This is a genomic window from Brachybacterium phenoliresistens, assembly GCF_039530785.1.
GTDB classification, from domain to species: domain Bacteria; phylum Actinomycetota; class Actinomycetes; order Actinomycetales; family Dermabacteraceae; genus Brachybacterium; species Brachybacterium phenoliresistens.
The window spans coordinates 223,738-246,986 of sequence record NZ_BAAAOW010000001.1 but is presented as its reverse complement, the minus strand read 5'-3'; the positions used below and the strand labels follow the sequence as shown (position 1 = coordinate 246,986).

Here is a 23,249-nt window from a genome sequence, read left to right as displayed (position 1 = left end):
ACGCTGGTCCCATGTCGCCCGCACCCCGCTCCGTCACCACGCGAAACGCCCGCTTCCAGCAGTGGCAGGCGATGCTCGCCAACCGCACCAAGCGCCAGCGCCTGGGGGGCTTCCTGGTCCAGGGGGTGCGTCCCATCACGATCGCCCTCGAGCACGGCTGGTACGCCGAGGCGGTCCTCTACGACGCCGAGCGCGAGCTCTCGTCGTGGGCCCGCCAGGTGCTCGAGGACGCCGGCGCACCCCGCTACGCGCTGTCGGCCGAGCTCATGGCGGAGCTGGGGGAGAAGACCGAGGACGTCCCCGAGCTCATCGTGGAGATGCGGATGCCGCGCGACGACCTCTCGCGGATCCGCGTCGGCCCGGACTTCCTGGGCGTCGCCTTCGACCGCCCGTCGAGCCCCGGGAACCTCGGCTCGATCATCCGCTCGGCCGATGCCTTCGGCGCCGCCGGCGTGATCGTGACCGGACACGCGGCCGATCCCTACGACAGCGCCGCCGTGCGGGCGAGCACCGGGTCGCTGTTCGCCACGCCGACGGTGCGCGTCTCCTCGCCGAAGGACGTGCTGGCCTGGGTGCGTGCCCGCCGCGAGGACGGCGACCCCATCCAGATCCTCGGCACCGACGAGAACGGCCAGGCCGAGGTCTTCGACGCCGATCTCACCGGACCCACCCTGCTGGTGATCGGCAACGAGACCAGCGGCCTCAGCACGACCTGGCGCGAAGCCGTCGACCTCATGGTGAGCATCCCGATGACCGGTTCCGCGAGCTCCCTGAACGCGGCGAACGCGGCCAGCATCGTGCTCTACGAGGCGACCCGGCAGCGGCTGCGGTCATGAGCGTCTAGGCGACGCGTCCGGGCCGACGGCGCATCCCGGCCGGCGACGGGTCCGGGCGGGCGACGCACTCCGGGCGCTTCTGGGCACTGCGCCGATAATGTACGTTATGTAAAGTCAGTAGGGCGGAGCCGCTGGTGCGGACTCCCCTGGGATGCGCCGCGGGATCCGGAGGCGTCGGAGCGCCCGGACCCCTGCGGCGGGCGCGTCAGCTCTCCGAGCCGTCCCCGAAGGCGGCGACCACGCCGTCGCCGTCGTGCCACGTCGCCCGCAGGCGCACCGTGCCGTCGAGCTGGTCGACGGTGCGCGCGATGCTGAACGGCTCGCCGCCCAGGATCTGCTCGGCGCTCGGGAGCTCGGCGCCCGTGTCCACCTCCAGGCTCAGGACGACGGACTGCTCCCGCGCGGCGACGCGCCGGCCCTCGGCGTCGACGATCTCCAGCGGTGCCTGCTCCTGCTCGCCGCACAGCGCGCGGCGGAAGCAGTCCAGCGCCACCTCGTCGTGCGCGCCGTCGTAGACGAACCGCTCGCCGAGCACGGAATGCTGCATCGTGCCGACCAGGTGCTCCTCGGCGCCGTCGACCGGTGCACCCCGGTACGCCAGCGGCACATGGAGCACGACCTCGCCCACCCGGACCACATGGCATTCGACGCCGACCTCGCCCGCCGGATCGTCGAAGCGGTACGCCCCGAGCACCTCCATCTCCCCCGGCTCTCCCCACGGACGGGCGTCCAGGAAGGACCGGAGCAGCTCCGGCTTGGACGGGGTCAGCTGGGCCTGGTGGATGATCGCCATGCGACCACGCTATCGCCTCGGCCCGGGCGCGGGCCTCTCCCCCGCCACCCGGCGGCGCGTCAGACCGACGAGGCCGGGACGTCCTTCTGGAAGGTGACGCGCTCGCGCCGGCGACGGAAGCCGAGCCCCTCGTACAGCCGGGTCGCGCCCGTGAGGCTCTCGGAATCCACCTCGAGGGTCACCTCGTGCAGACCTGCGACCTCGGCGGCACGTCGGATCGTGCTGGCCAGCATCGCCCGGGCGATCCCGCGCCCGCGGGCCGCCGGCACCGTCCCGACCAGCGCGACGTACAGGCTGTCGGGCTCGTACTGCGCGGCGAGCACGTAGCCGACCACCTTCCCGGCGGCGTCGCGGGCCACCGTGCCGAGATCGTGCCGGGACTTCGCCGAGTCCCACATGCTCGCCCAGCGCTCCTCGTCGATGGGGGCGCTGCCCCAGTGGTCGCGGAAGGCCTCGAGGTGGGCGAGGCGCACCTCGCGACTGTCCTCCGGGCGGACGGGCGCCAGCTCCACGCCGGGCGGCAGCGTCTCGGGCAGGCTCTCCCCCGGCAGGTCACGGGCCAGGTCCAGCCAGGATCGCGCCGGCGCATACCCCTCGCGGCGCAGGAGATGGCGCACGGTGGACGTCTCCACTCCGCCGCTGATCCGCAGGTGATGGGGAGCTCCCGGGTGACGCTCCCGCATGAGGGCCGCGGCGCGGTCCTCGGCGAAGGCGAGCAGGCGCGCCCCGATCCCTCGGCGCCGATGCTCGGCGTGGACCCCGCCGGAGACCTCGGCGCGGTGGAAGCCCTCGGCATCGGCCGCGGAGCCCACGCCGACCCAGACGATCGCCACCAGGTCGCCGCCGATCCGCACGCCCCGGGAGTCGGCGGCCGGGTCCATGCCCGGGCTCGAGAGGATCTCGCGCACATCGACCTCGTCGAAGGTCTCGACGATGCCGTCGACAGCCTCCAGATGGGTCAGCAGCGCGGCGATCTGCGGTGCGTCCTCGAGGGACAGCGGGGCGACGGTGAGCTCGGCGGAGGAGGTCATGAGCACATCCTCCCTCATGGCGCGGGGAACGGGAATCGCGCGAAGGCGCCCCGGGCCTGGCGGCGCGCGATCGCGGGCCAGGGCGCGAACTCCTCGGTCTCCAGCCGGCGGGCACCGGGCCTGCCGGCGCGCCGCCAGAGGCCGATCATCGTCCCCCGACGCACCACGCCCCGCTGGAACATGCCGTTGTTGCCGGGCACCAGGCGGGGATGGTCCGCCTCGGCGATGAGGCTGCGGCGGTCGGGGTAGCCCAGCACGAGCTCGTCGAAGCCGGGCAGCAGGAAGGTCGCATCGACCGCGGCGCCCGCCTCCTCGATCTCGGCCGCCAGGCCCGGGCGCTGGAAGCGCATCTCCCCGGCGGCATCGGTCCCGGCCTCCTCGAGCCGGTCCCGGATCCGCGGCAGGGCGGCGCGCAGGCGCGAGAGCGGGAGCTTGCTGAACCAGCCGGCATCGCGGACCGTCGCCGGTCCCCGGCTGCGCAGGTAGCGCAGCAGGAGCTCCGCGACCGCGGCGTCCTCGTCCCCGTCGAAGCGCTCCGCGAGCCCGCTGCCCTCCGGCAGGGCGCGCCGCGCCAGGACGATCCGGTTCTCCCCCTCCTCCAGCGGCCCGTGCACCAGCACCCCGGTCTGGATGAGATGGCGCAGGACCGCGTACCCCGCGCCGGCGGCCACCGGGATGCCGTGCGCCTCCCAGAGCGCGAGCAGCCCCGCCCTGCCGATCCCGCCGGGGGCATCGGCCTCCTCCAGCACGAGGGCGCGGGCGCGCTCGAGATGATGCTGCGCGATGCCCAGCTCCCGATGACGGGTGAGGGAGGCCCGCACCTGGGCCGGCGCGCAGAGCTCGGTGAGCCAGCGCGCGTCCTGCGCGGCCATGACGAAGATCGTGCCGCGCATCGGGTAGCCGCGCACCAGCTCCCCCCGGGCGAAGGCGTCCTGGACGCGGCCGATCGGATCGGTGCCGGAGCGCAGGCGCAGGGCCACCGAGGACAGGGCGCCGGGGAGGTCCTGGCCCTGCAGGGCGAGGAACCGGGCGGCCAGCTCCGCCGGGTCCGCGGCGCCGGCCGCGACGAGCCCCTGGGCGACCAGGCGGGCGCGGGTGAGTGTGCGATCGACCACCCGGGAAGACTATCGGCGCGCCGACCACCGGGTGTCCGCGAAGTGCGGGCCGCGCGGACCGTAGGCTCTGGATCCGTGCCCGTCCTCGACGACCTCTCCCCCTGGATCCTCCTGTTCCTGCTCGGCGCCGCCTTCGTGGCGGGCTGGGTCGATGCGGTCGTGGGCGGAGGCGGCCTGGTGCAGCTGCCCGCTCTGCTGACCGGACTGCCGGCGGGCACGAGCACCGGCACGGTGCTGGGGACGAACAAGGTCGCCAGCGCCGCCGGGACGGCGATCTCCTCCCTCACCTACATGAGGCGGGTGCGTCCGGTGCTGGCCACCGTGGTGCCCCTCGTGGTCTGCGCGGCGCTCGGCAGCGCTGCGGGCGCCATGATCGCGAGCTTCATCCCCAGGCCGTGGATGTCCCCCATCGTGCTGGTCGCGCTGCTGGCGGTGGGCGTCCACACGCTGCGCCGTCCGGTGATGGGCCTGGAGCACTCACCGCGCCACCACGGCGCGCCGCATGTGCTGCGCACCGCTGGGATCGGTCTGGGCGTGGGCGTCTACGACGGGGTGCTGGGCCCGGGGACCGGCAGCTTCTTCATCATCCTCATGGTCGCGCTGCTGGGGTACGGGTTCCTCGAGGCCAGCGTCCATGCGAAGCTCGCGAACCTCACCACCAACCTCGGGGCCCTGCTCGTGTTCGGCGTGCAGGGACATGTGTGGTGGCTGCTGGGCGCCGTGATGGCGCTCGCGAACATCGCCGGCGGCTACCTCGGCGCACGCCTCGCGCTGCGCTTCGGCTCCGCCTTCGTGCGGGTGGTGTTCCTGGTGGTCACCGGCGGGCTGTCGCTGCGTCTGGCCTGGGACACGCTGCAGCTGCTGATCTGATCGACACAGCGGATTCCCGCTGTACATGCTCGTCCCGCTGTGCGCGCCGTCAGTCGAGGGCGACGCCCATCTCACGGGCCGCGTCGCCGATCCGGCCCGCCAGCATCACGTCGCGGCCCGTCACGGCGGCGACGTCATGGCTGATCAGCGTGACCTCGACCGCGGGATAGGTCAGCAGGACGTCGGGGTGGTGATCGGCCTCCTCCGCGAGCCGGCCGATCCGCGCGACCAGGTCCAGCCCGGTGGCGAAGTCGCCGGTCGCGAAGCGGGCGCGCAGCCCGTCCTCCTGCGCACGCCACTGCTCTGCCCCCGCCTCGGCGAGGGCGGCGCGCAGCGCCTCCCCGGAGATCGCCTCCCGGGGCGACGGGCCTGTCGGTGTGCTTCCGTGTGTGCTCATGGCCCCGACCCTGGCACAGCCGGGCTCTCCTGCCCACCCCCGGCGACGATGTGATGCGCGCCTCCCCCATCGCGCCGTGCGCAGGAATAGCGCTGCGACACGGGGCGTTCCTCGGGATATCAGCATGTCGCCGCCCGCTCCGCGCGCGGCCCCGGCACCAGGAGGAGTCATGGACCCGACGACGCTCTTCAGCTACGAACGCCACGTGGACTCGCGCTCGCTGTCGGCGCGCGTCCTCCTGGTGACGCTGGGATCCTTCAGCGATGCGGCGGCCGCCCAGGCCACCATCGACGACCATCTGCTCAACTCGCTGCCCAGCCGCGTGGTCGGTCGGCTGGACATGGACCAGATCTACGACTACGCCGGCCGGCGCCCCGAGGTCACCCTCGAGCTGGACCACTTCCAGGACTACCAGCGCCCCCAGATCCTCCTGCACGAGGTGACCGGACCCGACGGGGAGCCGTTCTTCCTGCTCACCGGTCCGGAGCCGTCCTTCCAGTGGGAGCGCGTGACCGCCGCGCTGAAGATCGTGGTCGAGCAGCTGGGCATCGAGCGCACGCTCATGCTGCAGAGCTTTCCCGCGCCCGTCCCCCATACCCGGGAGCTGCCGGTCACGCGCTTCGCCGGAGATCCCGACGTGATCTCGGTGCGCCGGCCGATGCCGGGCGTCTTCCGCCTCCGGGCTCCCTTCACGGCGCTGCTCACCCTGCGTCTGGCCGAGTCCGGCCACGACGTCGTCGGGCTGGTCGCGCACGTGCCGCAGTACCTGCATGACATCACCTACCCCGATGCCGCGATCTCGCTGCTGCGCGCGGTGCAGGAGGAGCAGGGGCCGGAGCTCCCGGTGGACGCGCTCGAGGCTCAGGCCGGGCCCATCCGCGACTCGGTCGCCGCGCAGGTCGCCGCCTCCCCGCAGCTGGGACAGATCGTCACCGGCTTCGAGCAGCAGTACGACCGCATGATCACCGGGGGCGGCGGCGTCGAGGTGCCCACCGCGGAGGACATCGCCGCCGAGGTCGAGCAGTACCTCGCGGGGCTCGGCGACGAGGACGACAAGGACACGGGCCAGGAGGACGGCCCGGACATGGAGCCGCCCGCCTGAGACGCGGTCCGTCCCCGCGCCGGTCGCTCCCGGGATCAGCGCAGGGCGACGTCCTCGGCCCAGACCTCCGCGGGGAGCACCGGGTCGACCGTCGCGACGACCTGCATCGTCTCCAGGCGGACGTCCCCGGTCAGCGTCGTCATGAACGCCGTGTCGGCCGCGTCCATGCCGGTGGCGATGCGCAGCATCGACCGGCGCGGCGCGAGCCGGGTGGCGTCCAGCACCAGCCAGCGGCCCTCGACGAGGGCCTCGACCACCAGATGGAAGTCCATCGGGTGCAGCCCCGGGGCGTAGACCGACACGCAGCGGGCGGGGATCCCTGCCGCGCGCAGCAGCGTCGTCGCCAGATGCGCATAGTCCCGGCACACCCCGCGGCGCGAGACGAAGGTCGAGCGCGCCGAATCCTGCACCGTGCTCGCCCCGAGCACGTACTCCAGGTGCGAGGCGACCCAGTCGATGATGCCGTGCGCGGCCTCGCCCCCGGTGCGCCCGTCGACGATGTCCTCGGCGATGCGCCCGAACTCGTCCACCTCGCAGTAGCGGGAGGGCCGCAGATAGGTCACCGCGTCCATCGGCGAGACCTCCGGCTCGGCGGCCGGGCCGACGCCCTGCGCGGCGTACACGATCTCGACGGTGCCCTCGGGGAGGTCCCGCAGGACGTGCACCCGGCTGCCGAAGGGATCGCTGCCCGTCTCCACCTCCCAGGGGACGCCGCCGGCGAGGACCTCGAGGGTCTCCGGGGCGGAGCCCGGCGCCGCGGCGGCCACGAGCAGCGCCACATCGGTGCCCTGGGCGACCCGCGCACGCAGGCGGGCGGAGACCGAACGGCGCAGCGGCGCTGCCGAAGAACAGGGTGCTGTCATGCGACCAGTCTGGGGCATGCGGCCCCGGGACGCGCAGCCTGGTCGAGGTGACCACCGCCACGGGTTCTGGCATAGGCTGGTGCCTCCGCGCGTGCACCGCGACAACGTCGTCCCCAAGGAGCCCTGATGCTCATATCGGTCCAGCTGTACAGCGTCCGGGAGGCCCTGGCCGCCGACCCGATCGCGACCCTCTCGTCCCTGCGCGACATGGGCTTCGAGAGCGTCGAGCCCTTCGGAATCCTCGATTGGGCCGACACCCTGCGCACCGCCCTGCCCGAGCTCGGGCTCTCCGCCCCGTCCACGCACGCCGGCGTGCTCGCCGAGGCGGATCCCGCCCGGCTGTTCGGCGTGGCCGCGAACCTCGGGGTGCGCACCGTCATCGAGCCGCACCGCGACCGGTCGCACTGGACGTCGGTCGACGACATCCGGCGCACGGCCGATCTGCTCAACGGCCTCGCCGGCACCGCGGCCGAGGAGGGCGTGCGCCTGGGCTACCACAACCATGAGTTCGAGCTCGAGACGGACTTCGAGGGCCGCACGGGGCTGGAGGTCCTCTCCGAGGACCTCGACCCGCGCGTGGTGCTCGAGGTCGACACCTTCTGGGCCGCCGTCGGCGGCCAGGACCCGGCGCAGCTGCTGCGCCGCCTCGGCCAGCAGGTCCAGCTCGCGCACCTCAAGGACGGCCCTCTGAATCGCGAGACATCGCAGCAGAAGCCGATCGGACAGGGTGAGATGGACGTGCCCGCGATCCTCGAGGCCGCACCGTGGCTCGAGATCGGAGTCATCGAGTTCGATGACTACGCCGGAGACGTGCTGGAGGGAATCCGGCAGTCCCGGGAAGCATTAGGACGACTTCAGTCGAACGGAGAATAAGAAGCACATGAACCAGTCCACCACCACCGGCCCCCTCGGCGTCGGCATCATCGGCGCGGGGGTCATCAGCACCCAGTACCTCGAGCACCTCTCCTCCTTCCCGGACGTGCGCGTCCTCGCGATCGGGGACATCGTCCCCGAGGCCGCGGCCGCGCGCGCCGAGGAGTTCGGGGTGCCCGCGCACGGCGGGGTCGAGGTCGTCCTCGAGCACCCGGAGATCGAGATCGTCGTCAACCTGACGATCCCGGTCGCGCACTTCGAGGTCTCCAAGGCCATCCTCGACGCCGGCAAGCACGTGTGGAGCGAGAAGCCGCTGACCACGGATCGCGAGAGCGCGCAGGAGCTGCTGCGCTACGCCGAGGAGAAGGGGCTGCGCGTGGGCGGAGCGCCCGACACCGTGCTCGGCGCCGGCATCCAGAGCGGTCTGCGCGCCGTGGCCTCCGGCGAGATCGGCGAGGTCCGCTCGGGCCTGGCGCTGTTCCGCACCCCGGGCCCGGAGTCCTGGCACCCCAGCCCCGAGTTCCTGTTCCAGGTCGGCGCCGGACCGCTGTTCGACATCGGCCCGTACTACTTCACCAGCCTGGTGCTCGCGCACGGTCCGGTCGCCCGGGTCTCCGCGGTCGGCTCCCAGTCCGTGCCCGAGCGGACCATCGGCTCCGGCCCCAAGGCCGGCACCGTCTTCGAGGTCGAGGTCCCCACGCAGGTCTCCGCCCTGCTGCAGTTCGAGAACGGGTCCAACGCGAGCGTGCTGCTCTCCTTCGACGCGGGCACCAACTACCCGCACGTGCTCGAGGTGCAGGGATCCCGGGGCACCATCGCCCTGCCCGACCCCAACGTGTTCGACGGCCCCAGCAAGGTCGCGCTGCGGGAGAACACCGAGGAGCCCGCCTGGAGCGAGCAGGAGGCCACCGGCCCCGTCTTCGGCCGCGGTCTCGGTCTGCTCGAGATGGGCCGGGCGATCCGCGCGGGCGTCCCCCATCGCCTCACCGGCGAGCTCGCCGCGCACGTGCTGGACGTCATGGTCTCCGTGGGCGAGGCCGTCGAGTCCGGCGCCGTCGTCGAGGTCGCCTCGACCGCGACCGTCCCCGAGCCGCTGCCGGCGGACTTCGACCCCGCGGTCGCGACGCTCTGACACCGCCCGCCGGGTGCCCGGCCCTGCATCCCGCGGGGCCGGGCACCCGGCAGCACGCGCCCCAGATCCGTCCGCTCCCCTGCTCCGCCCCCGTCCCCTCGTCCCCATCCGTCCCGTGTCCTGACCTCGTCCTGCTCCGGAGGATCCCGTGCCCCATCCCGCCGACCGCCCCCTCGCCGTCGCCCTGATCGGCTACGAGTTCATGGGCCGCGCCCATTCCCAGGCCTGGCGCACCGTCAACGCCGCCTTCGAGACCCCACCGGTCATCCGCCGCGTCATCGTCGGCCGGGACCAGGAGCGGGTCGGCGCCGCGGCGCAGCGCCTGGGCTGGGAGGAGTCCGCCACCGACTGGCGAGACGTCATCGCCCGGGACGACATCGACATCGTCGACATCTGCACCCCCGGCTTCCTCCATGCCGAGATCGCGATCGCGGCTCTCGAGGCCGGCAAGCACGTGCTGTGCGAGAAGCCCCTGGCGAACGATCCGGCCGAGGCCGAGGCCATGGTCGCCGCCGCCCGCGCCGCCGCCGAGCGCGGCCAGGTCGCAGCGCTGGGCTTCAACTACCGGCGCGTCCCGGCCCTGGCCCATGCCCGCGACCTCGTCGCCGCCGGTCGCCTGGGCACGATCCGGCAGGTGCGCGCCTCCTACCTCCAGGACTGGCTGGTCGACGAGGAGGCGCCGATGACCTGGCGCCTGCGTCGCGAGACCGCCGGATCCGGGGCGCTGGGCGACATCGCCTCCCACGCCATCGACCAGGTGCAGTACCTCACCGGTGCGCGGACCCTTGCCGTGCGCGGACGCCTGGCGACCCTCGTGCCCGAGCGTCCCGGCGAGGACGGCCCCGAACCGGTCACCGTCGACGACGCCGCCTGGGCGACCCTCGAGCTCGAGGGCGGCGCCTTCGCCTCGGTGGAGGCCAGCCGCGTGGCCACCGGCTGCAAGAACCAGCTGCGCATCGAGCTGTTCGGGAACCGCGGGGCGCTGCGCTTCGACCTCGAGAGCCCCAACGAGCTGTGGTTCCTCGACGCGACCGCTCCGATCGCCGAGCAGGGCTACACCCGGATCCTCGTCACCGAGCCCGAGCACCCCTATCTCGCCGGCTGGTGGCCGCAGGGCCACGTGCTGGGATGGGAGCACACCTTCACCCACCAGGCGCGCGACCTCCTGCAGGCGGTCGCCGCCGGGCACCCCGGAGCCTTCTCCCCCGCCTTCGAGGACGGGCTGGCCCTGCAGCGCGTGCTGGACGCCGTGATCGCCTCGGACGCCCAGGACGGCCGCACCGTCGCGCTCTGACCCGTCGTCCGCGCCCCGACCCTCCGCAGACCTTCCGACCATCGACCGATCCCCTGCAGCTGACAAGGAGAGCACGATGCCTCACCCGCACACCCTGTTCACCGGACAATGGGCCGATCTCACGCTCGAGGAGGTGGCCGAGCTCGCCGCCGGCTGGGGCTACGACGGCCTCGAGATCGCCGTGTCCGGCGAGCACCTGGACGCCGCCCGCTGGGACGACGAGGAGTACATCGCCGAGCGCCTCGGCATCCTGGAGAAGCACGGCCTGAAGTGCTGGGCCATCTCCAACCACCTCAAGGGCCAGGCCATCTGCGACGACCCCATCGACTTCCGCCACCAGGCCATCGTCGGGTCCGCGGTGTGGGGCGACGGCGACCCCGAGGGCGTGCGGCAGCGCGCCGCCGAGGACATGAAGAACACCGCCCGCCTGGCCCGGAAGCTCGGGGTGGAGACCGTCATCGGCTTCACCGGCTCGAAGATCTGGAAGTACGTGGCGATGTTCCCGCCGGTGCCGCAGGAGGTCATCGACGAGGGCTACCAGGACTTCGCCGACCGCTGGAACCCCATCCTGGACGTCTTCGACGAGTGCGGGGTGCGCTTCGCCCACGAGGTCCACCCCTCCGAGATCGCCTACGACTACTGGACCACCCAGCGCACCCTCGAGGCCATCGGCCACCGCGAGGCCTTCGGCCTGAACTGGGACCCGTCGCACTTCATGTGGCAGGAGATCGATCCGGTCTCCTTCATCACCGACTTCGCCGACCGGATCTACCACGTGGACTGCAAGGACATCCGGGTCCGCACCACGGGCCGCAACACCCGGCTCGGCTCCCACCTGCCGTGGGGCGATCCGCGCCGCGGCTGGGACTTCGTCTCCTTCGGCCGGGGCGACGTCCCCTGGGACGCCGCCTTCCGGGCCCTGCGCTCCATCGGCTACGAGGGTCCGATCTCCATCGAATGGGAGGACGCGGGGATGGACCGCCTCCACGGCGCGGCGGAGGCCATCGAGCTGCTCCGCCGCTTCGACTACCCGGCCTCGGAGACGTCCTTCGACGCGGCGTTCTCCGCGGGCGACTGACCCCGGGATCCTCCCAGCGGCGTGCCGGGGGCGCTCCCTAGGATGTCCCCATGGACTCCCCCGCCCCCGGCATCGACGCCCCTGCTCCCTTCGTCCGGCGCGAGCGCGAGGCCCTGGCCGATGACCTCGTCGGCTTCGGGCCCGATGCCCCGACGATCCTCGACGGCTGGAGCGCGGCGGAGCTCCTCGAGCACCTGCTGGTGCGCGAGCACGGGGTCCTCGCCGCCGCCGCGGCCCGATCGCCCCTCGCGCCGCTGCGCCGCCGCGGTCAGGAGGCGCTGGCATCCTTCGGCGAGCTGACCTGGGCGCAGCAGGTGGCGATCTTCCGGGCCGGGCACCGCCGGTTCTCTCCGCTGCACGCGGCCGATCGCGCCTTGAACACCGTCGAGTACCTCGTCCATCACGAGGACCTGCGCCGCGCCCGGCCCGGCTGGGAGCCCCGCGCCCTGCCGGAGGCCGATGAGCGCACGGTCTGGAAGTATCTGGGCCTGATGTCGCGCCTGCTGATCCGAGCGGGCGTGGACGTGGTGCTGGTGGGGCCGTCCGGCGGCCTGCGGGTCCCCGCCCGGGGCGGGCAGTCCCACGGCTCGGTGCGCGTGCACGGTGCACCGACCGAGCTGCTGCTGTGGGCGTTCGGCCGCGACCGCGTCGCCCGGGTGCGCCTCGAGGGCGAGGCAGATGCGCTGCTGGCCCTGCGCGAGGCCGACCGCGGATTCTGAGGCCCTCGCACGGGCCGGTGCGCGGTCGGCCGCCCGAGGCCGTCCCGCGGCCTCAGCCCTCGCGGCGCTCGAGGAGGAAGAGCCGGGGGTGATGCCCCTTCTGGAAGAAGCGGTGCTCCTGCAGCGGCCGCCACTGCGCGGTCCGCTCCAGCACCGCGTGCATCCGGGTGATCTCGTGGGTGAGCACGCCCATGCGGGCGCCCGGGACGCCGAGCGCGTGGGCCCGGGCCAGCAGATCCTCGAGCAGCGCCTCGTTGGACGCGTGCTCGCCGTGGAGGGTGCCCCACGGCGGGTTCGTGACGATCCGCGTGAACCCGCCCTCGAGGGGGAGCTCGCGCACGTCGCCCTGGAGCCAGTCGATGCGGCCTCGGCGACGTGCCGCCCGCTGATGGGCACGGGCCGCCTCGATCGCGGCGGCGGACAGGTCCACGCCCACCGCACGGGCGGGGATCGCGGAGTGCAGCTGCTCGATGAGCAGCGTGCCGGAGCCGCAGGTCATGTCCAGCAGGGCGTCCTGCGGACCGACCTCGAGCAGGTCCATCACGCTGGCGGCGATGGTCGCGTTCACCGCGCCGGGATAGTCCACGGTGCGCCATGCCCGGGTCGACAGGGGCCTCGGGGTGATGCGCACGAGGATCTCCCAGCCCGCGCCCGGGCCGGCCCCGGGCGCATCGGCCGCGGTGCCGCGACGCACCCGCACCAGGAGATCCCCCTCCTCGTCCACCGGAACGCCGGCGCCCTCGGCGATCCGCGCGGCGATGCGGCGCATGTCGGCGCTGTCGGCGCCGGCGGCGGCCAGCCGCAGCCCGGTGAAGGCGACCTTCGGCCTCGCCCGGCGGATCTCGCCGACCAGGGCGTCCACGCGCTGCATCACCGAGGTCTCCAGCAGCTCGCGCGGCCTCCGGGCCGGGACCCCGAGCGTGGCATAGGCGGCGACCGTGCGCCGCAGGCGCCGTGCGCCGGCGAGGTCGTCCGTGCGCACGCGCAGCTCGGTGGGCGAGACCGTGCGCACCTCCCCCAGCTCCGCGGCCTCCCGCGAGGCGAAGGGACCGCATCCGTCGAGGGTCTCGAGCACGAGGTCGTCAGGGGGCACAGGTCCTCCGGTCCGGGGCGGGCTGGCGGTGGTCGCCGGCGGCTGCGGGACGCGGCGAGGCGCCGCAGGGCGGCGTCCGACGCCCCAGGATACCGGTGTGGCGCGCCGCTCCCCGGCGCGGCACAGATCCGGGCTCGCGTATCGGTAGACTGACGAGCGTGTTCACTGTGAGTGTCTGTTCCCTGAAGGGCGGCGTCGGCAAGACGTCCGTGACTCTTGGGCTCGCCTCGGCCGCCCTCCACCAGGGTGTCAACACTCTGGTGATCGACCTCGACCCGCAGGGCGACACCACGCTCGGGCTGCTGGGCGAGCCGGCGACGACGACGGACATCGCCGATGTCCTCTCCTCGCCCCGCACCGAGACGGTGGACCGGGCGATCATCCCGACCCCGTGGTCGCAGGGCGCCGCCTCCCATCTCGACATCATCCCGGGCGGTCACCGCTCGGTGCTGGTCGATACCCCGGCCCCGGGCCCCAAGGACATCCGCCGGCTGCGGGAGGCGCTGGACAAGCGCACCCACCAGTGGGACCTCGTCATCATCGACTGCCCGCCCTCGTTGAACGGGCTCACGCAGATGGCCCTCGCGGCATCTGACCGCTCCCTCGTGGTCGCCGAGCCCGGCTTCTTCGCCGTGACCGCGGCCGATCGCGCCCTGAAGCTCGCCTACGAGATGCGCGAGGAGAAGCTCGCCCCGACGCTGCAGCCGCTGGGCCTGGTCGTCAACCGCTACCGGCCGCGCTCGGTCGAGCACCAGTACCGCCTCGCCGAGCTGCGGGAGCTGTTCGGCGACAAGGTTCTGGAGCCGGTCATCGAGGAGCGCGTGGGTCTGCAGCAGGCGCAGGGCGGCGCGGTGCCGCTGCACCGCTACGAGGGGGCCAGCGGCAAGCGGCTCACCGAGGACTTCGACGCCCTGCTGAAGGTGGTCCTGGACTCGCGCGAGATGGTTCCCGAGCAGTCCTGATCCGGCTGCCCGTCCGCATCGGGCCGGGCCTGCCGGTCTGCTTCGGGCCGGGCCTGCTTCCGGCCTGATCGGCGCGGGCCCGATGCACCGCGCATGACGAAGAACGAGGCGAGCACCCTTCCCCAGGTGCTCGCCTCGTCCGGTCTCGGGGCCCCGTCGATGCCGGGGCGGCGGGTCAGCCCGCCTGGCGGGAGCGGCGCCGCGCCGCCAGCTCGTCGTGCAGGGACAGGGCCTGCTCGTCGGCCGGGTCGACGCTGGGCAGCACCGACAGCTCCGTCTCGACCTCGCGCCACACGCGCCCGACGGCGATGCCGAAGACGCCCTGGCCGCCCTGGATGAGGTCGAACATGTCCTGGGCGCTGGTGCACTCGTAGACGGAGGCGCCGTCGCTCATGAGGGTGATCTCGGCGAGATCGTCGATGCCGCGGTCGCGCAGCGCGCCGACGGCCACGCGGATCTGCTGGAGGGAGACGCCGGTGTCGAGCAGGCGCTTGACGACCTTCAGCACGAGCACGTCGCGGAAGCCGTACAGCCGCTGGCTGCCGGAGCCGGAGGCGCCGCGGACGCTGGGCTCGACCAGACCGGTGCGCGCCCAGTAGTCCAGCTGGCGGTAGGTGATCCCGGCGGCCTTGCATGCGGCCGGGCCGCGGTAGCCGAACTCGCCGGGGGTGTCGACGACGTCGTCGAAGAGCACGCCCTGCGCCGGTTCGGCGGGCACGGTGGACTGCGCGGTGCGGTCCTCTCGGGATTCGTGGGTCACGATGGCCTCCAGGTGTCGGCTCTCCGGGGGGAAGGATGAGAGCGCATGGACAGCCTAACCCCGAACGGCCCCGCCGGTCCCGTGGCGCGCCGAGGTCACATCACGAACAGGTATCGGTCGCGCGGTCAGGATCGTCGCAGCGCCGTCCGCAGCAGCGCGTTGTGCAGGGCGTTCATCGATTCGCCGAGGTCCCGGGCGAGGTCCTCGGCGCCTCCGCGCGAGGCGGCGTCGCCGTGGCGGGTGCGCGGACGTGCCACCGAGTCGATCATGTGCGCCTCGCGCTCGGCCGAGGTGCGCAGCATGACCAGATGGCGGGGGTGCAGGCCCACATCGGCCAGGGTCCGCGCGGCCCGGACGATCTCGAGCTCGGCCGGACCGTAGAACAGCAGGCCGTCCTCGAGCATGCCGAACTGCTCGAGCTCCTCGAGGAAGGCGTCGTCGACCTGCGCCTCGTGCGCCAGACCGCGACGATCCAGGCGCACCGGGCGCAGCTGGGCCGAGGGGCCGGGCCGCGTGGCGATGGAGGTGACCTCGGAGCCCTCCGCGCCGTGCTCGAGCAGATGCTCCTTGATGACCTTGAGGGGCCAGAACCGGTCCCGCTGCGCCCGCAGGACGAACACGAGGGTGTCGATGTCCGCGCGGGAGTACTTCCGGTAGCCGCTCGGGGTGCGCTCGGGGCTGATCAGCCCCTCGGCCTCCAGGTAGTGGAGCTTGGAGTGGGACAGATCCGGGAACTCCTCCTGGAGCTGCGCGAGGACCTGACCGATGCTCTGCCGCGCCCCGCCCGCACCCTGCCGCCGGGATGCAGAGGCCGGCACGGGTCAGGCCTTCCCGTGGTACGGGTGGAAGGTGAGGCGGTACTTCCCGATCTGGACCTCCTGGCCGGCCTGGAGCGTCGCCTCCTCGACCCGTGCCTTGCTGACGTAGGTGCCGTTGAGCGACCCCTGGTCGCGCACGACGAAGGAGTCCCCGACGCGGACGAACGCGGCGTGCTTGCGCGAGACGGTCACGTCGTCGAGGAAGATCTCGCTCTTGGGGTCGCGACCGGCGACGGTGCTCTCGGCATCCAGCAGGAAGCGGGCGCCGAGGTTGGGGCCCTTGCGGACGATGAGCAGGGCGCTGCCCTCGGGGAGCGCGTCGATCGCCGCACGATCCTGGGGGCTGAGGCCGTACTCGGCGTCCTCGACGGCGTCCGGGAAGGAGATGGCGGTGAGCTTCGACGTCTGATCGAGCCGATCGCTGTGCTGGCTGTCGCTCATGGTGATCGCGTCCTTCCGTGGTCCTGGTCTGCCGACGACCGCCCCAGGGGCGGAGGCCGCACGCGTGCGCGTCCATCTTCCCACGCCCAGCTGGGCGGACAGCGCCGCCGGACGGTTGGACGGGGAGGATTTGACGATCACTTGACCGTGGGCGTCGGCGACGCGACCGTCCCCGCGCCCCGGGGCCTCTCCCCCCGGGTCGCCGGCGCACCCCGGTCCGGGTGGGCGAGGTCCGGAGTCCGGGGGCGGGCCGGACCTCGCCCCGGCCGCGCGGTGCGCTCACGGCGACGATGGTGCCGCAGGTCACGCCCGTCTCGATTCGCGTCCGCGGTCGGGATCGGGCTAGTATTCATCTCGGCCCTTCCGCCGCGAAGGGTTTCGGGCTGTGGCGCAGCTTGGTAGCGCACCTGACTGGGGGTCAGGGGGTCGCAGGTTCAAATCCTGTCAGCCCGACAGCGAGCCCCGGCGAGAGATCCTCTCGCCGGGGCTTTCTCGTCCCCGGCGCGGCCGCCGCGGGTGGCGGCACGCCGCGGTCCGCTCAGACGTCGAAGCGGTACGTCACGTGGGTGGCCAGGGGTGTCGTGCGCGAGCTCACGGGCCGGGCCGCGAGATGGGGCGTGCGGGAGAACAGCCGCTCCCCTCCCCCGAGGACGAGCGGGGCCACGTGCAGCCGCAGCTCGTCCAGCAGCCCGGCGCGCAGGAACTGGTCGATGGTCTGCGCCCCGCCGCAGATCGCCACATCCTCCTCGCCGGCCGCCTCCCGGGCCCGCCGCAGCGCCTGCTCGATGCCGTCGGTGACGAAGTGGAAGGTCGTGCCGCCCTCCAGGCGCACCGGCTCGCGCGGGTGATGGGTGAGCACGAACACCGGAGCGCGGTACGGGGGCTCGGGGCCCCACCAGCCCTCCCAGGGCTCGTCCCACTCCCCGCGCACCGGCCCGAACATGTTGCGCCCCATGATGAACGCGCCCGCGGCGACGATGCGCTCCCGCTCGACGGGGCTGTCCTCCGGGCGCTCGAACTGCCACCGGTGCAGCCGCTCGCCGCCGATGCCCAGCGGCTCCTCCCGGCTCTGCTCCGGTCCGGCCACGAATCCGTCCAGGGACACGGTCACGTCGCACACCACGGCCCCCATGGCTCCTCCTCCGCCTCGCTCCGCCGTCCCCATTCTCCGCCGCCGGCGCCTCCGGGGGAAGGGGCGGGGCATCGGTCAGGACCCGGCGGCGGGGGTGACCCGGCCGTGGGTGCCGTCGACGGTCACCAGCGCTCCGTCCTCGATGAGGCGGGTCCCCGTCCCGGTGGCCGTCACCGACGGGATCCCCTGCTCCCGGGCGACGATCGCCGCATGGGATCCCGGGGACCCCGCGTCGACGACGACCGCCGCGGCCCGCAGGAACAGAGGGGTCCAGGCAGGGTTGGTGAAGGGGCAGACGAGCACGTCCCCGTCCTGGAGCCGGGCGAAGTCCTCCGGCCCGCGGATGATCCGCGCCGGCCCCGTGGCGATGCCCGCCCCCGAGGGCATGCCCGTGGCGAGCGCCCCCGGACCCCCGCGAGATGGGAAGACCCGGGCCGCATCCAGCATCGGCACCCCCTCGAGCTCGGCGCGGCGGGCCGCCCGTCGCCGCACGGCCCGGCGCAGCTCCCGGCACCGGGCCTCCGGCAGGCTCTCCGGGGCCGGGATCGCCGAGATCTCCTCCCAGCGCAGGTGGAGGACGTCCTCGGGGTCCTCGAGCACGCCTGCGGCCGCCAGGCGCCGCCCCGACTCCCGCAGCGCCCGGCGCAGGGTGGGCAGCGCGGCGGTGAAGTGGAAGTGCGAGTCCTCGCGGAAGGCCACGCCGGCCTGCGCGGCGCGGATCCATCGGTCCGCCCGGTCGGCGGCGCGGGGCCCGCGCAGCCCGGGGTGGGCCAGGAGCCGGCTGCGGGCCGCCCGGGAGCGGGAGGCCCGGGGCGTCGCGTCCCGGGGTCGCGCGAGGTTCGCCCGGACCATCCCCAGCACGATCTCCGGGCACTCGTCCAGGGTCGGGGTGCTCACCAGCATCGAGGAGGTCGTCTCGCGTCGGCCGAACTCCTCGAGGAACCTCGCCAGCCCGTCCTGGAGGAGGGGGTGCCCGCGGTCCGCGGCGAGGCGGACGAGCTCCTCGGGAGACCGCGCGGCGATCATCCGCTCCGTCAGGGCGGGATCGGCGCGCACGGCGTCGGCGAGCTCCTCGAGGGCGCGGTCGGCGTCGGCGGTGCGGGTGCGGGCGCCGCCCAGCAGATCCGCGATCAGCGCGTGCTCGCCCAGCAGCAGGGCGAGCAGCGCGAGGCGGGCGACGGCGGCGGCGCTGCCGGGCAGGTAGTCGATGCGCAGGTCCCGGCACGTCTCCAGGGTCGCGAAGGCCCGGGGCGGCACGGCGAGCAGCGACTGCCAGTCCAGCGCTGCGAGGTCCAGGTCCTCGAGCGCCGCGATCTCGGCGAGGAACTCCTGCTGGCGCGGGTCCCGCGCCCACACCGCGGGGTCGAAGCGGCGGATCCGTGCCGCCAGCTTCGCCGGGGTGGCCAGGAGTCGGGCCGTCGGCCGCGCCCGGGCGGGGAGCAGCTGGACGGCGACACCGTCCTCCTCCCGCAGGAAGCCGGCGAACAGGCCCTCCACCCCGTAGAACCGGGCGATGCCCTGCATCATGCGTGCGGGACCGTGGGCGATCTGGGTGGTGACGTCCAGCGGGTACGGGCGCACGGGCAGGAACTCCAGCAGCACGGAGCACTGCAGGCGCTGGGCGGGCGAGAGCGGCACGGACGGCGGGGGCAGAGCCGTCATCGGCCGGGCCTGGGTGATCTGCACGCCGCTGCCGTCGGCGGCCCATTCGATGTCCTGGGGCCGGCCGAAGTGCTCGTCGATGCGGCGGGCCAGCGGCAGCAGCGCGGTGAGGACCTCGTGCGGCAGGGCGGCGGGGACGGCGCCGGTGGCGGGGTCCCGGCCGGGGGTGCGGGACAGGACGCGCCCGGCGGGGCCGACCACGAGGTGCTCCGCCGTGACCGCTCCGGACACCACCGCCTCCCCGAGGCCGGGGACGGCGTCGATCACCAGGCGGTCGCGGGCGCCGGTGACGGGATCGGCGGTGAAGGCGACCCCGGCCCAGCGGGCGGGGACCATCCGCTGGAGGATGACGGCGATCCGCACCTCGTGGGGATCGATCCCGCGCTCGCGCCGATAGGACACCGCCCGATCGGTCCACAGCGAGGCCCAGCATCGGCGCACCGCGGCGAGCACCTCCTCCTCCCCGCGGACGTCGAGGACGGTGTCCTGCTGCCCGGCGAAGGCGGCGCCGGGCAGGTCCTCGGCGGTGGCGCTGGAGCGGACCGCGACCCGCGCCTCGTCCTCCCCCGGGCCCCGCAGTCCCTGATAGGCGCTGCGGATCTCGCGGTCGAGGTCCGCGGCGATCGGGGCGTCCTCGAGGGCGCGGCGCAGGGCGGACGGGGGCGCAGCGGGATCCGCGAGCAGAGCGTCGAGACCGGCGCGGTGCGCGGCCGCGACGTAGGCGTCGGTCGTGATCACCGCGCCCGGCGGGACGGGCAGGCCGGCGCGCAGCAGCTCCCCGAGGTTCGCGGCCTTGCCGCCGGCGCGGTCCAGGTCCCCGGCGCCGAGCGCCGAGAGCGGGAGGACCGATGACCGGCCCGGCGGGCTCGGGGGCGATGGGGCGGTCATGGCACTCCTCCTCGAGCTGCGGTGCCGGGATGCTCATGCTGGACCTCCCCGACCGGAAGCGCAACGTCCCCTCGCCCGGGAGTCCCGCGCGCGGGAGCTCTCACCGGGCAGGGCCGGGGTCCTCCTGTCCCTGGTGGTACCGCAGCACCGCCATCACCCGCCGGCTGGAGCGGTCGTCTCCCACCAGGTCCAGCTTGTCGAAGATCGCGCTGCAGGCCTTCTCCACGGAGCTCAGCGACAGATGCAGCTGCTCGGCGATGCCGCGGTTGGACATGCCCGCGCTCATCGCCTCGAGCACCTCCAGCTCGCGCGGGGTCAGGCGCTGGATGCGGCGCTGCTGCTCGGGGGTCGCCAGCAGCCCCCGCAGCACCGCGGGGTCGATGACGGTGCCGCCGGCGGCCACCCGCTGGACGGCGTCGAGGAAGGCGTCGATCTCGGTGATGCGGTCCTTCAGCAGGTAGCCCACCCCCGGGATGTCGGCGCCCAGCAGCTCGGTGGCGTACTCCCGCACCACGTACTGGGACAGCACGAGCACGCCGACCTCGGGACGGGCGCGCTTGATCGCGAGGGCGGCGACGAGGCCCTCGTCGGTGTGCGTGGGCGGCATGCGCACGTCCACGATCGCCAGGTTCGGCCGATGCTCGGCGACGGCCCGTTGGAGCGCGTCGCCGTCGCCGACGGAGGCGAGGACCTCGAGGCCCTCCTCCTCGAGGAGGCTGCGCAGGCCTTCGCGCAGGAGCACGGCGTCGTCGGCGAGGATGACGGAGATGGGGCCGGTGCCGGGCCGGGGGGATCCGGTCGTCGTGGTCTCAGGCATAGGGCAGCTCCGCGGTGATGGTGGTGGGCCCGCCGGGCGGGCTGTGGACGTCGACGCTGCCGTCCAGGGCCGCGACGCGACGCGCCAGGCCCTGCAGGCCGCCGCCCTCGGAGTCGGCCCCGCCGATCCCGTCGTCGATCACGCTCAGGTGCAGGGTCCGGCGGCGCGGGGCGCCCGTGCGCCACAGCGCGATGCGGATGCTCTCGGCCCGGGCGTGCTTGACCACGTTGGTCACGGCCTCGCGGGCCACGAAGTAGGCGGCGGACTCGACCGGCCCCGGCAGCCGCTCCTCCAGCTGCACGTCGAGCTGCACGGGCACGGGGCAGGTCTCGGCGACCTCCGCGAGCGCGGAGGCGAGCCCGCGCTCGTCCAGCGCGGTCGGGTGGATCCTCCAGGCGACCTGGCGGACCTCGTCGATGAGGGACTGGGACTGGCGGTGGGCCTGGTCCAGCAGGGCTGCGGTGCGCTCGGGGTCCTTCGAGCGCCGCGCACGGGCGATGAGCACGGACAGGGAGACGACGTTCTGCTGGACGCCGTCGTGGAGATCGCGCTCGATGCGCCGGCGCTCGTCGTCGATCGCGACGACCACGCCGCGCCGGGTGGTGACCAGCCGCGTGATCCGGGTCTCGAGCGCATCGGCCCGCAGCATGGTGGGGAACCATCGCCGCAGCAGGCGTGCCTGCAGCCACAGCGCGACCTCCGCCCAGCCGACGCAGGCGAGGAAGGTCGCCGGCCCGTAGATGAGCAGCACCAGCAGCGCGGACTGGGTCACGACCCACATCTCGAAGACGAAGACGACCTCTCCGCCGAAGAGCAGCTGGCCCAGGCTGCCGAGGGTCACCACGATCAGCTGCTGCAGGAGATTGGCCATGACCAGGCCGAGCACCGTCGAGCCGGCGCCGTGCAGGAGGGCCCGCCCGGGCCCGAGCGCGGCGCCGTCCGGATCCTGGTGCACGAACCGGGCGAAGCGCTCCAGGCGCCGGGCGTCCCAGCGGTCCACGGCGGCCAGCGGACGGCGGATCCGGATCAGCGCCAGCAGCGCCGCGAGCATCAGCAGCGGCCCCGTCGCCAGGCCCAGCAGGACGGCCACGACGCTGCGCACGGCCCGGCGCAGCAGCCGTCCGGCCTCCTGGCGCAGCGGGGAGGGGAGCGAGTCGTCGCGGTCCATAGGTCCGATCTGTCCGGGGCGGTGCCGGCTCGCACCGCGGCGAGGGGCTTCGACGAGGGCCGATGCTAGCAACGCGGGCGCGGGCGCCGGCATGGGGATTCCCGTAACACCGGCGTCCGGGTGGCCGTACGCGGCCGTGCAGTCCGCCCCGTGTCCGGGCGCGGGGGGCGGTCCCTAGCGTGGAAGCACCTCCTACCCGGAAGCCTGCCACCATGGAATCGCTGCTCCAGCTCCTCGAGGCGACCCTCGCCTCCCCCTGGCTCTACGCCCTGATCCTGGCGGCCGTCGCCGTCGACGTCCTGCTGCCCCTCGTGCCCGCCGAGACGATGGTGATCGCCGCCGGAGCCTTCGTCGCCGCCGGGCAGGTCGACCCGGTGCTGCTGGTGCTCAGCGCCGCCTCCGGCGCGCTGATCGGCGACCTGGCCGCGCATCATGTCGGGCGCGCCGCCGGTCCGCTGGCCCGCTGGGCCCGTCGCTCGCGGATCGCCGACGGCCTCTTCCGCTGGGCGGAGGCCGGGCTCGAGCAGCGCGCGGCCGGGATCATCATGGCCGGCCGGTTCATCCCCGGCGGGCGCACCGCCACGGCCATCACCTCGGGCGTCCTGCACTTTCCCCGGCGGCGCTTCGTGCTGTGGGCCGCGCTCGCCGGCATCGTCTGGTCGCTGTACAGCGCGGGGATCGGCATGCTGGGCGGCGCCGCCTTCCGCGACCGACCGCTGGTGGGGGTCGCGGTCGGCATCGGCGCGGCGCTGCTCCTCGGCGGCGGGGCGGAGCTCCTGCGGGCCCGGCGCACGGCCCGCTCCCGTCCGGGCGCGGACGGCGCGGCGGCGGCGACGGACGACGTCCCCGCGCCGCGGCAGGCGGCGCAGCCGGCCCCGGATCCGGGACGGGGCGGCGCCGGGTCTCAGTCGGCCCCGGCCCAGGGCATCTGCGTGCCGTGAGGCTGGGGGTCCAGCGGCACCACGAGCACGGGGCGGTGCTGATGGTGGGCCAGGTGGGCGGCGACGGATCCGCTGAGGAACTCCCGCAGGGAGCCGCGCAGCCCCGCCTCGCGGGTGCCGACCACGATCATGATCGCGTCCAGCTGCTCGGCGAGATCGGACAGCTCGACCGCGGGATTGCCGGCGAGCGCCCGCACCGACCAGCTGATGCCGCGGCCCTCGAGGGTGCGGCCGATGCTCTGCTCGAGCATGGGGTCGAACCGCTCCGCCTTCTCGTCCATGAGCTCGGGGTCGATCGACGAGGCGATGATCGTCCCGTCCAAGCTCTGGGCGACGGTATATCGGGCGATGTCCACGCTCGCGCAGACCAGATCCGCGCCGAACCGGGAGGCGAAGTCCGCGGCGGTCTCCACCACGGCCGACGGCTGCCCGGGGATGACTCCCACGACCACATGAGCGTTCAT

Annotated in this window: 24 protein-coding genes and 1 tRNA gene; 11 read left to right on the top strand and 14 right to left on the bottom strand. The window is 73.9% G+C overall.

Annotated elements, in window-relative coordinates; genetic code table 11:
- Positions 1 to 11 precede the first annotated feature (11 nt).
- Entirely contained in the window at positions 12 to 836 is an 825-nt protein-coding gene (locus ABD234_RS01110; RefSeq protein ID WP_038370228.1) for a TrmH family RNA methyltransferase, read from the top strand.
- Between the two features lie 205 nt (positions 837 to 1,041).
- Here the strand turns inward: ABD234_RS01110 and ABD234_RS01105 are convergent, their stop codons facing one another.
- From ABD234_RS01105 to ABD234_RS01095, 3 genes are read right to left on the bottom strand one after another with little or no spacing between them, the layout of a single operon-like run.
- Positions 1,042 to 1,629 carry a CG0192-related protein gene (locus tag ABD234_RS01105; RefSeq protein WP_038370229.1) on the bottom strand — a complete coding sequence of 196 codons (588 nt, stop codon included), beginning with the start codon at positions 1,627 to 1,629 and terminating at the stop codon, positions 1,042 to 1,044.
- Between the two features lie 59 nt (positions 1,630 to 1,688).
- On the bottom strand, positions 1,689 to 2,660 hold the full coding sequence (locus ABD234_RS01100; protein ID WP_038370230.1) for a GNAT family N-acetyltransferase: 972 nt from the start codon (positions 2,658 to 2,660) through the stop codon (positions 1,689 to 1,691).
- A 14-nt stretch (positions 2,661 to 2,674) separates the two neighbouring features.
- The gene (locus ABD234_RS01095) at positions 2,675 to 3,775 is read right to left on the bottom strand and encodes a winged helix DNA-binding domain-containing protein (protein ID WP_038370231.1); all 1,101 of its coding nucleotides are present in this window, start codon (positions 3,773 to 3,775) and stop codon (positions 2,675 to 2,677) included.
- A gap of 75 nt (positions 3,776 to 3,850) precedes the next feature.
- Between ABD234_RS01095 and ABD234_RS01090 the strand changes: the two genes are divergently transcribed.
- Positions 3,851 to 4,645, top strand: coding sequence for a sulfite exporter TauE/SafE family protein (locus ABD234_RS01090; RefSeq protein ID WP_038370232.1), 795 nt, complete (start codon positions 3,851 to 3,853; stop codon positions 4,643 to 4,645).
- 49 nt (positions 4,646 to 4,694) lie between these two features.
- Here ABD234_RS01090 and ABD234_RS01085 read toward each other — a convergent pair whose 3' ends face one another.
- Entirely contained in the window at positions 4,695 to 5,042 is a 348-nt protein-coding gene (locus tag ABD234_RS01085; protein ID WP_084148179.1) for a 4a-hydroxytetrahydrobiopterin dehydratase, read from the bottom strand.
- Positions 5,043 to 5,211: 169 nt separating this feature from the next.
- Between ABD234_RS01085 and ABD234_RS01080 the strand changes: the two genes are divergently transcribed.
- Positions 5,212 to 6,144, top strand: a complete 933-nt coding sequence (locus tag ABD234_RS01080) for a PAC2 family protein (protein ID WP_051486404.1) — start codon at positions 5,212 to 5,214, stop codon at positions 6,142 to 6,144.
- Positions 6,145 to 6,179: 35 nt separating this feature from the next.
- Here the strand turns inward: ABD234_RS01080 and ABD234_RS01075 are convergent, their stop codons facing one another.
- Entirely contained in the window at positions 6,180 to 7,007 is an 828-nt protein-coding gene (locus ABD234_RS01075; protein ID WP_051486405.1) for a transglutaminase-like domain-containing protein, read from the bottom strand.
- 126 nt (positions 7,008 to 7,133) lie between these two features.
- Here ABD234_RS01075 and ABD234_RS01070 point away from each other — a divergent pair, with 126 nt between their 5' ends.
- From ABD234_RS01070 to ABD234_RS01050, 5 genes are all read left to right on the top strand, one after another.
- Entirely contained in the window at positions 7,134 to 7,880 is a 747-nt protein-coding gene (locus tag ABD234_RS01070) for a sugar phosphate isomerase/epimerase family protein (RefSeq protein WP_038370233.1), read from the top strand.
- A gap of 7 nt (positions 7,881 to 7,887) precedes the next feature.
- Positions 7,888 to 9,012 (top strand): Gfo/Idh/MocA family protein, encoded by a 1,125-nt coding sequence (locus ABD234_RS01065; RefSeq protein ID WP_038370234.1) that lies wholly within the window; start codon positions 7,888 to 7,890, stop codon positions 9,010 to 9,012.
- A gap of 148 nt (positions 9,013 to 9,160) precedes the next feature.
- Positions 9,161 to 10,306, top strand: a complete 1,146-nt coding sequence (locus ABD234_RS01060; RefSeq protein WP_038370235.1) for a Gfo/Idh/MocA family protein — start codon at positions 9,161 to 9,163, stop codon at positions 10,304 to 10,306.
- A gap of 76 nt (positions 10,307 to 10,382) precedes the next feature.
- Positions 10,383 to 11,384 carry a sugar phosphate isomerase/epimerase family protein gene (locus ABD234_RS01055; protein WP_038370236.1) on the top strand — a complete coding sequence of 334 codons (1,002 nt, stop codon included), beginning with the start codon at positions 10,383 to 10,385 and terminating at the stop codon, positions 11,382 to 11,384.
- A gap of 50 nt (positions 11,385 to 11,434) precedes the next feature.
- A complete protein-coding gene (locus tag ABD234_RS01050) occupies positions 11,435 to 12,103 on the top strand; it encodes a TIGR03085 family metal-binding protein (protein WP_051486406.1) in 669 nt (222 codons plus the stop codon).
- A gap of 52 nt (positions 12,104 to 12,155) precedes the next feature.
- Here ABD234_RS01050 and ABD234_RS01045 read toward each other — a convergent pair whose 3' ends face one another.
- Positions 12,156 to 13,196: a methyltransferase domain-containing protein gene (locus ABD234_RS01045; protein ID WP_038370238.1), complete on the bottom strand. Its 1,041-nt coding sequence runs from the start codon at positions 13,194 to 13,196 to the stop codon at positions 12,156 to 12,158.
- A gap of 158 nt (positions 13,197 to 13,354) precedes the next feature.
- Between ABD234_RS01045 and ABD234_RS01040 the strand changes: the two genes are divergently transcribed.
- Positions 13,355 to 14,158, top strand: coding sequence for a ParA family protein (locus tag ABD234_RS01040; protein ID WP_038370239.1), 804 nt, complete (start codon positions 13,355 to 13,357; stop codon positions 14,156 to 14,158).
- Between the two features lie 175 nt (positions 14,159 to 14,333).
- Here ABD234_RS01040 and ABD234_RS01035 read toward each other — a convergent pair whose 3' ends face one another.
- The 3 genes from ABD234_RS01035 to ABD234_RS01025 all read right to left on the bottom strand — a co-directional run bounded on the left by ABD234_RS01035 (position 14,334) and on the right by ABD234_RS01025 (position 16,177).
- Positions 14,334 to 14,918 (bottom strand): MerR family transcriptional regulator, encoded by a 585-nt coding sequence (locus tag ABD234_RS01035; RefSeq protein ID WP_038370240.1) that lies wholly within the window; start codon positions 14,916 to 14,918, stop codon positions 14,334 to 14,336.
- Between the two features lie 125 nt (positions 14,919 to 15,043).
- Positions 15,044 to 15,736 (bottom strand): transcriptional regulator FtsR, encoded by a 693-nt coding sequence (ftsR, locus tag ABD234_RS01030; protein ID WP_038370241.1) that lies wholly within the window; start codon positions 15,734 to 15,736, stop codon positions 15,044 to 15,046.
- Between the two features lie 3 nt (positions 15,737 to 15,739).
- Positions 15,740 to 16,177 (bottom strand): FHA domain-containing protein, encoded by a 438-nt coding sequence (locus tag ABD234_RS01025; RefSeq protein WP_038370242.1) that lies wholly within the window; start codon positions 16,175 to 16,177, stop codon positions 15,740 to 15,742.
- A 379-nt stretch (positions 16,178 to 16,556) separates the two neighbouring features.
- Between ABD234_RS01025 and ABD234_RS01020 the strand changes: the two genes are divergently transcribed.
- Positions 16,557 to 16,630, top strand: a tRNA-Pro gene (locus tag ABD234_RS01020).
- An 85-nt stretch (positions 16,631 to 16,715) separates the two neighbouring features.
- Here ABD234_RS01020 and ABD234_RS01015 read toward each other — a convergent pair.
- From ABD234_RS01015 to ABD234_RS01000, 4 genes are all read right to left on the bottom strand, one after another.
- Positions 16,716 to 17,309: a dihydrofolate reductase family protein gene (locus ABD234_RS01015; RefSeq protein WP_038370243.1), complete on the bottom strand. Its 594-nt coding sequence runs from the start codon at positions 17,307 to 17,309 to the stop codon at positions 16,716 to 16,718.
- Between the two features lie 75 nt (positions 17,310 to 17,384).
- The gene (locus tag ABD234_RS01010; protein ID WP_038370245.1) at positions 17,385 to 19,859 is read right to left on the bottom strand and encodes a PEP/pyruvate-binding domain-containing protein; all 2,475 of its coding nucleotides are present in this window, start codon (positions 19,857 to 19,859) and stop codon (positions 17,385 to 17,387) included.
- A gap of 100 nt (positions 19,860 to 19,959) precedes the next feature.
- Positions 19,960 to 20,676 (bottom strand): response regulator, encoded by a 717-nt coding sequence (locus ABD234_RS01005; RefSeq protein ID WP_269518582.1) that lies wholly within the window; start codon positions 20,674 to 20,676, stop codon positions 19,960 to 19,962.
- Complete coding sequence (locus ABD234_RS01000; RefSeq protein ID WP_051486408.1) at positions 20,669 to 21,844, bottom strand: sensor histidine kinase; 1,176 nt, start codon at positions 21,842 to 21,844, stop codon at positions 20,669 to 20,671. The genes ABD234_RS01005 and ABD234_RS01000 overlap by 8 nt, the downstream gene beginning before the upstream one ends.
- A gap of 212 nt (positions 21,845 to 22,056) precedes the next feature.
- On the opposite strand from ABD234_RS01000, the gene ABD234_RS00995 reads away from it, so the two are divergent.
- Complete coding sequence (locus ABD234_RS00995) at positions 22,057 to 22,785, top strand: DedA family protein (protein ID WP_051486409.1); 729 nt, start codon at positions 22,057 to 22,059, stop codon at positions 22,783 to 22,785.
- Here the strand turns inward: ABD234_RS00995 and ABD234_RS00990 are convergent.
- Complete coding sequence (locus ABD234_RS00990; RefSeq protein WP_038370246.1) at positions 22,749 to 23,249, bottom strand: universal stress protein; 501 nt, start codon at positions 23,247 to 23,249, stop codon at positions 22,749 to 22,751. The two genes, ABD234_RS00995 and ABD234_RS00990, sit on opposite strands and share 37 nt — an antisense overlap.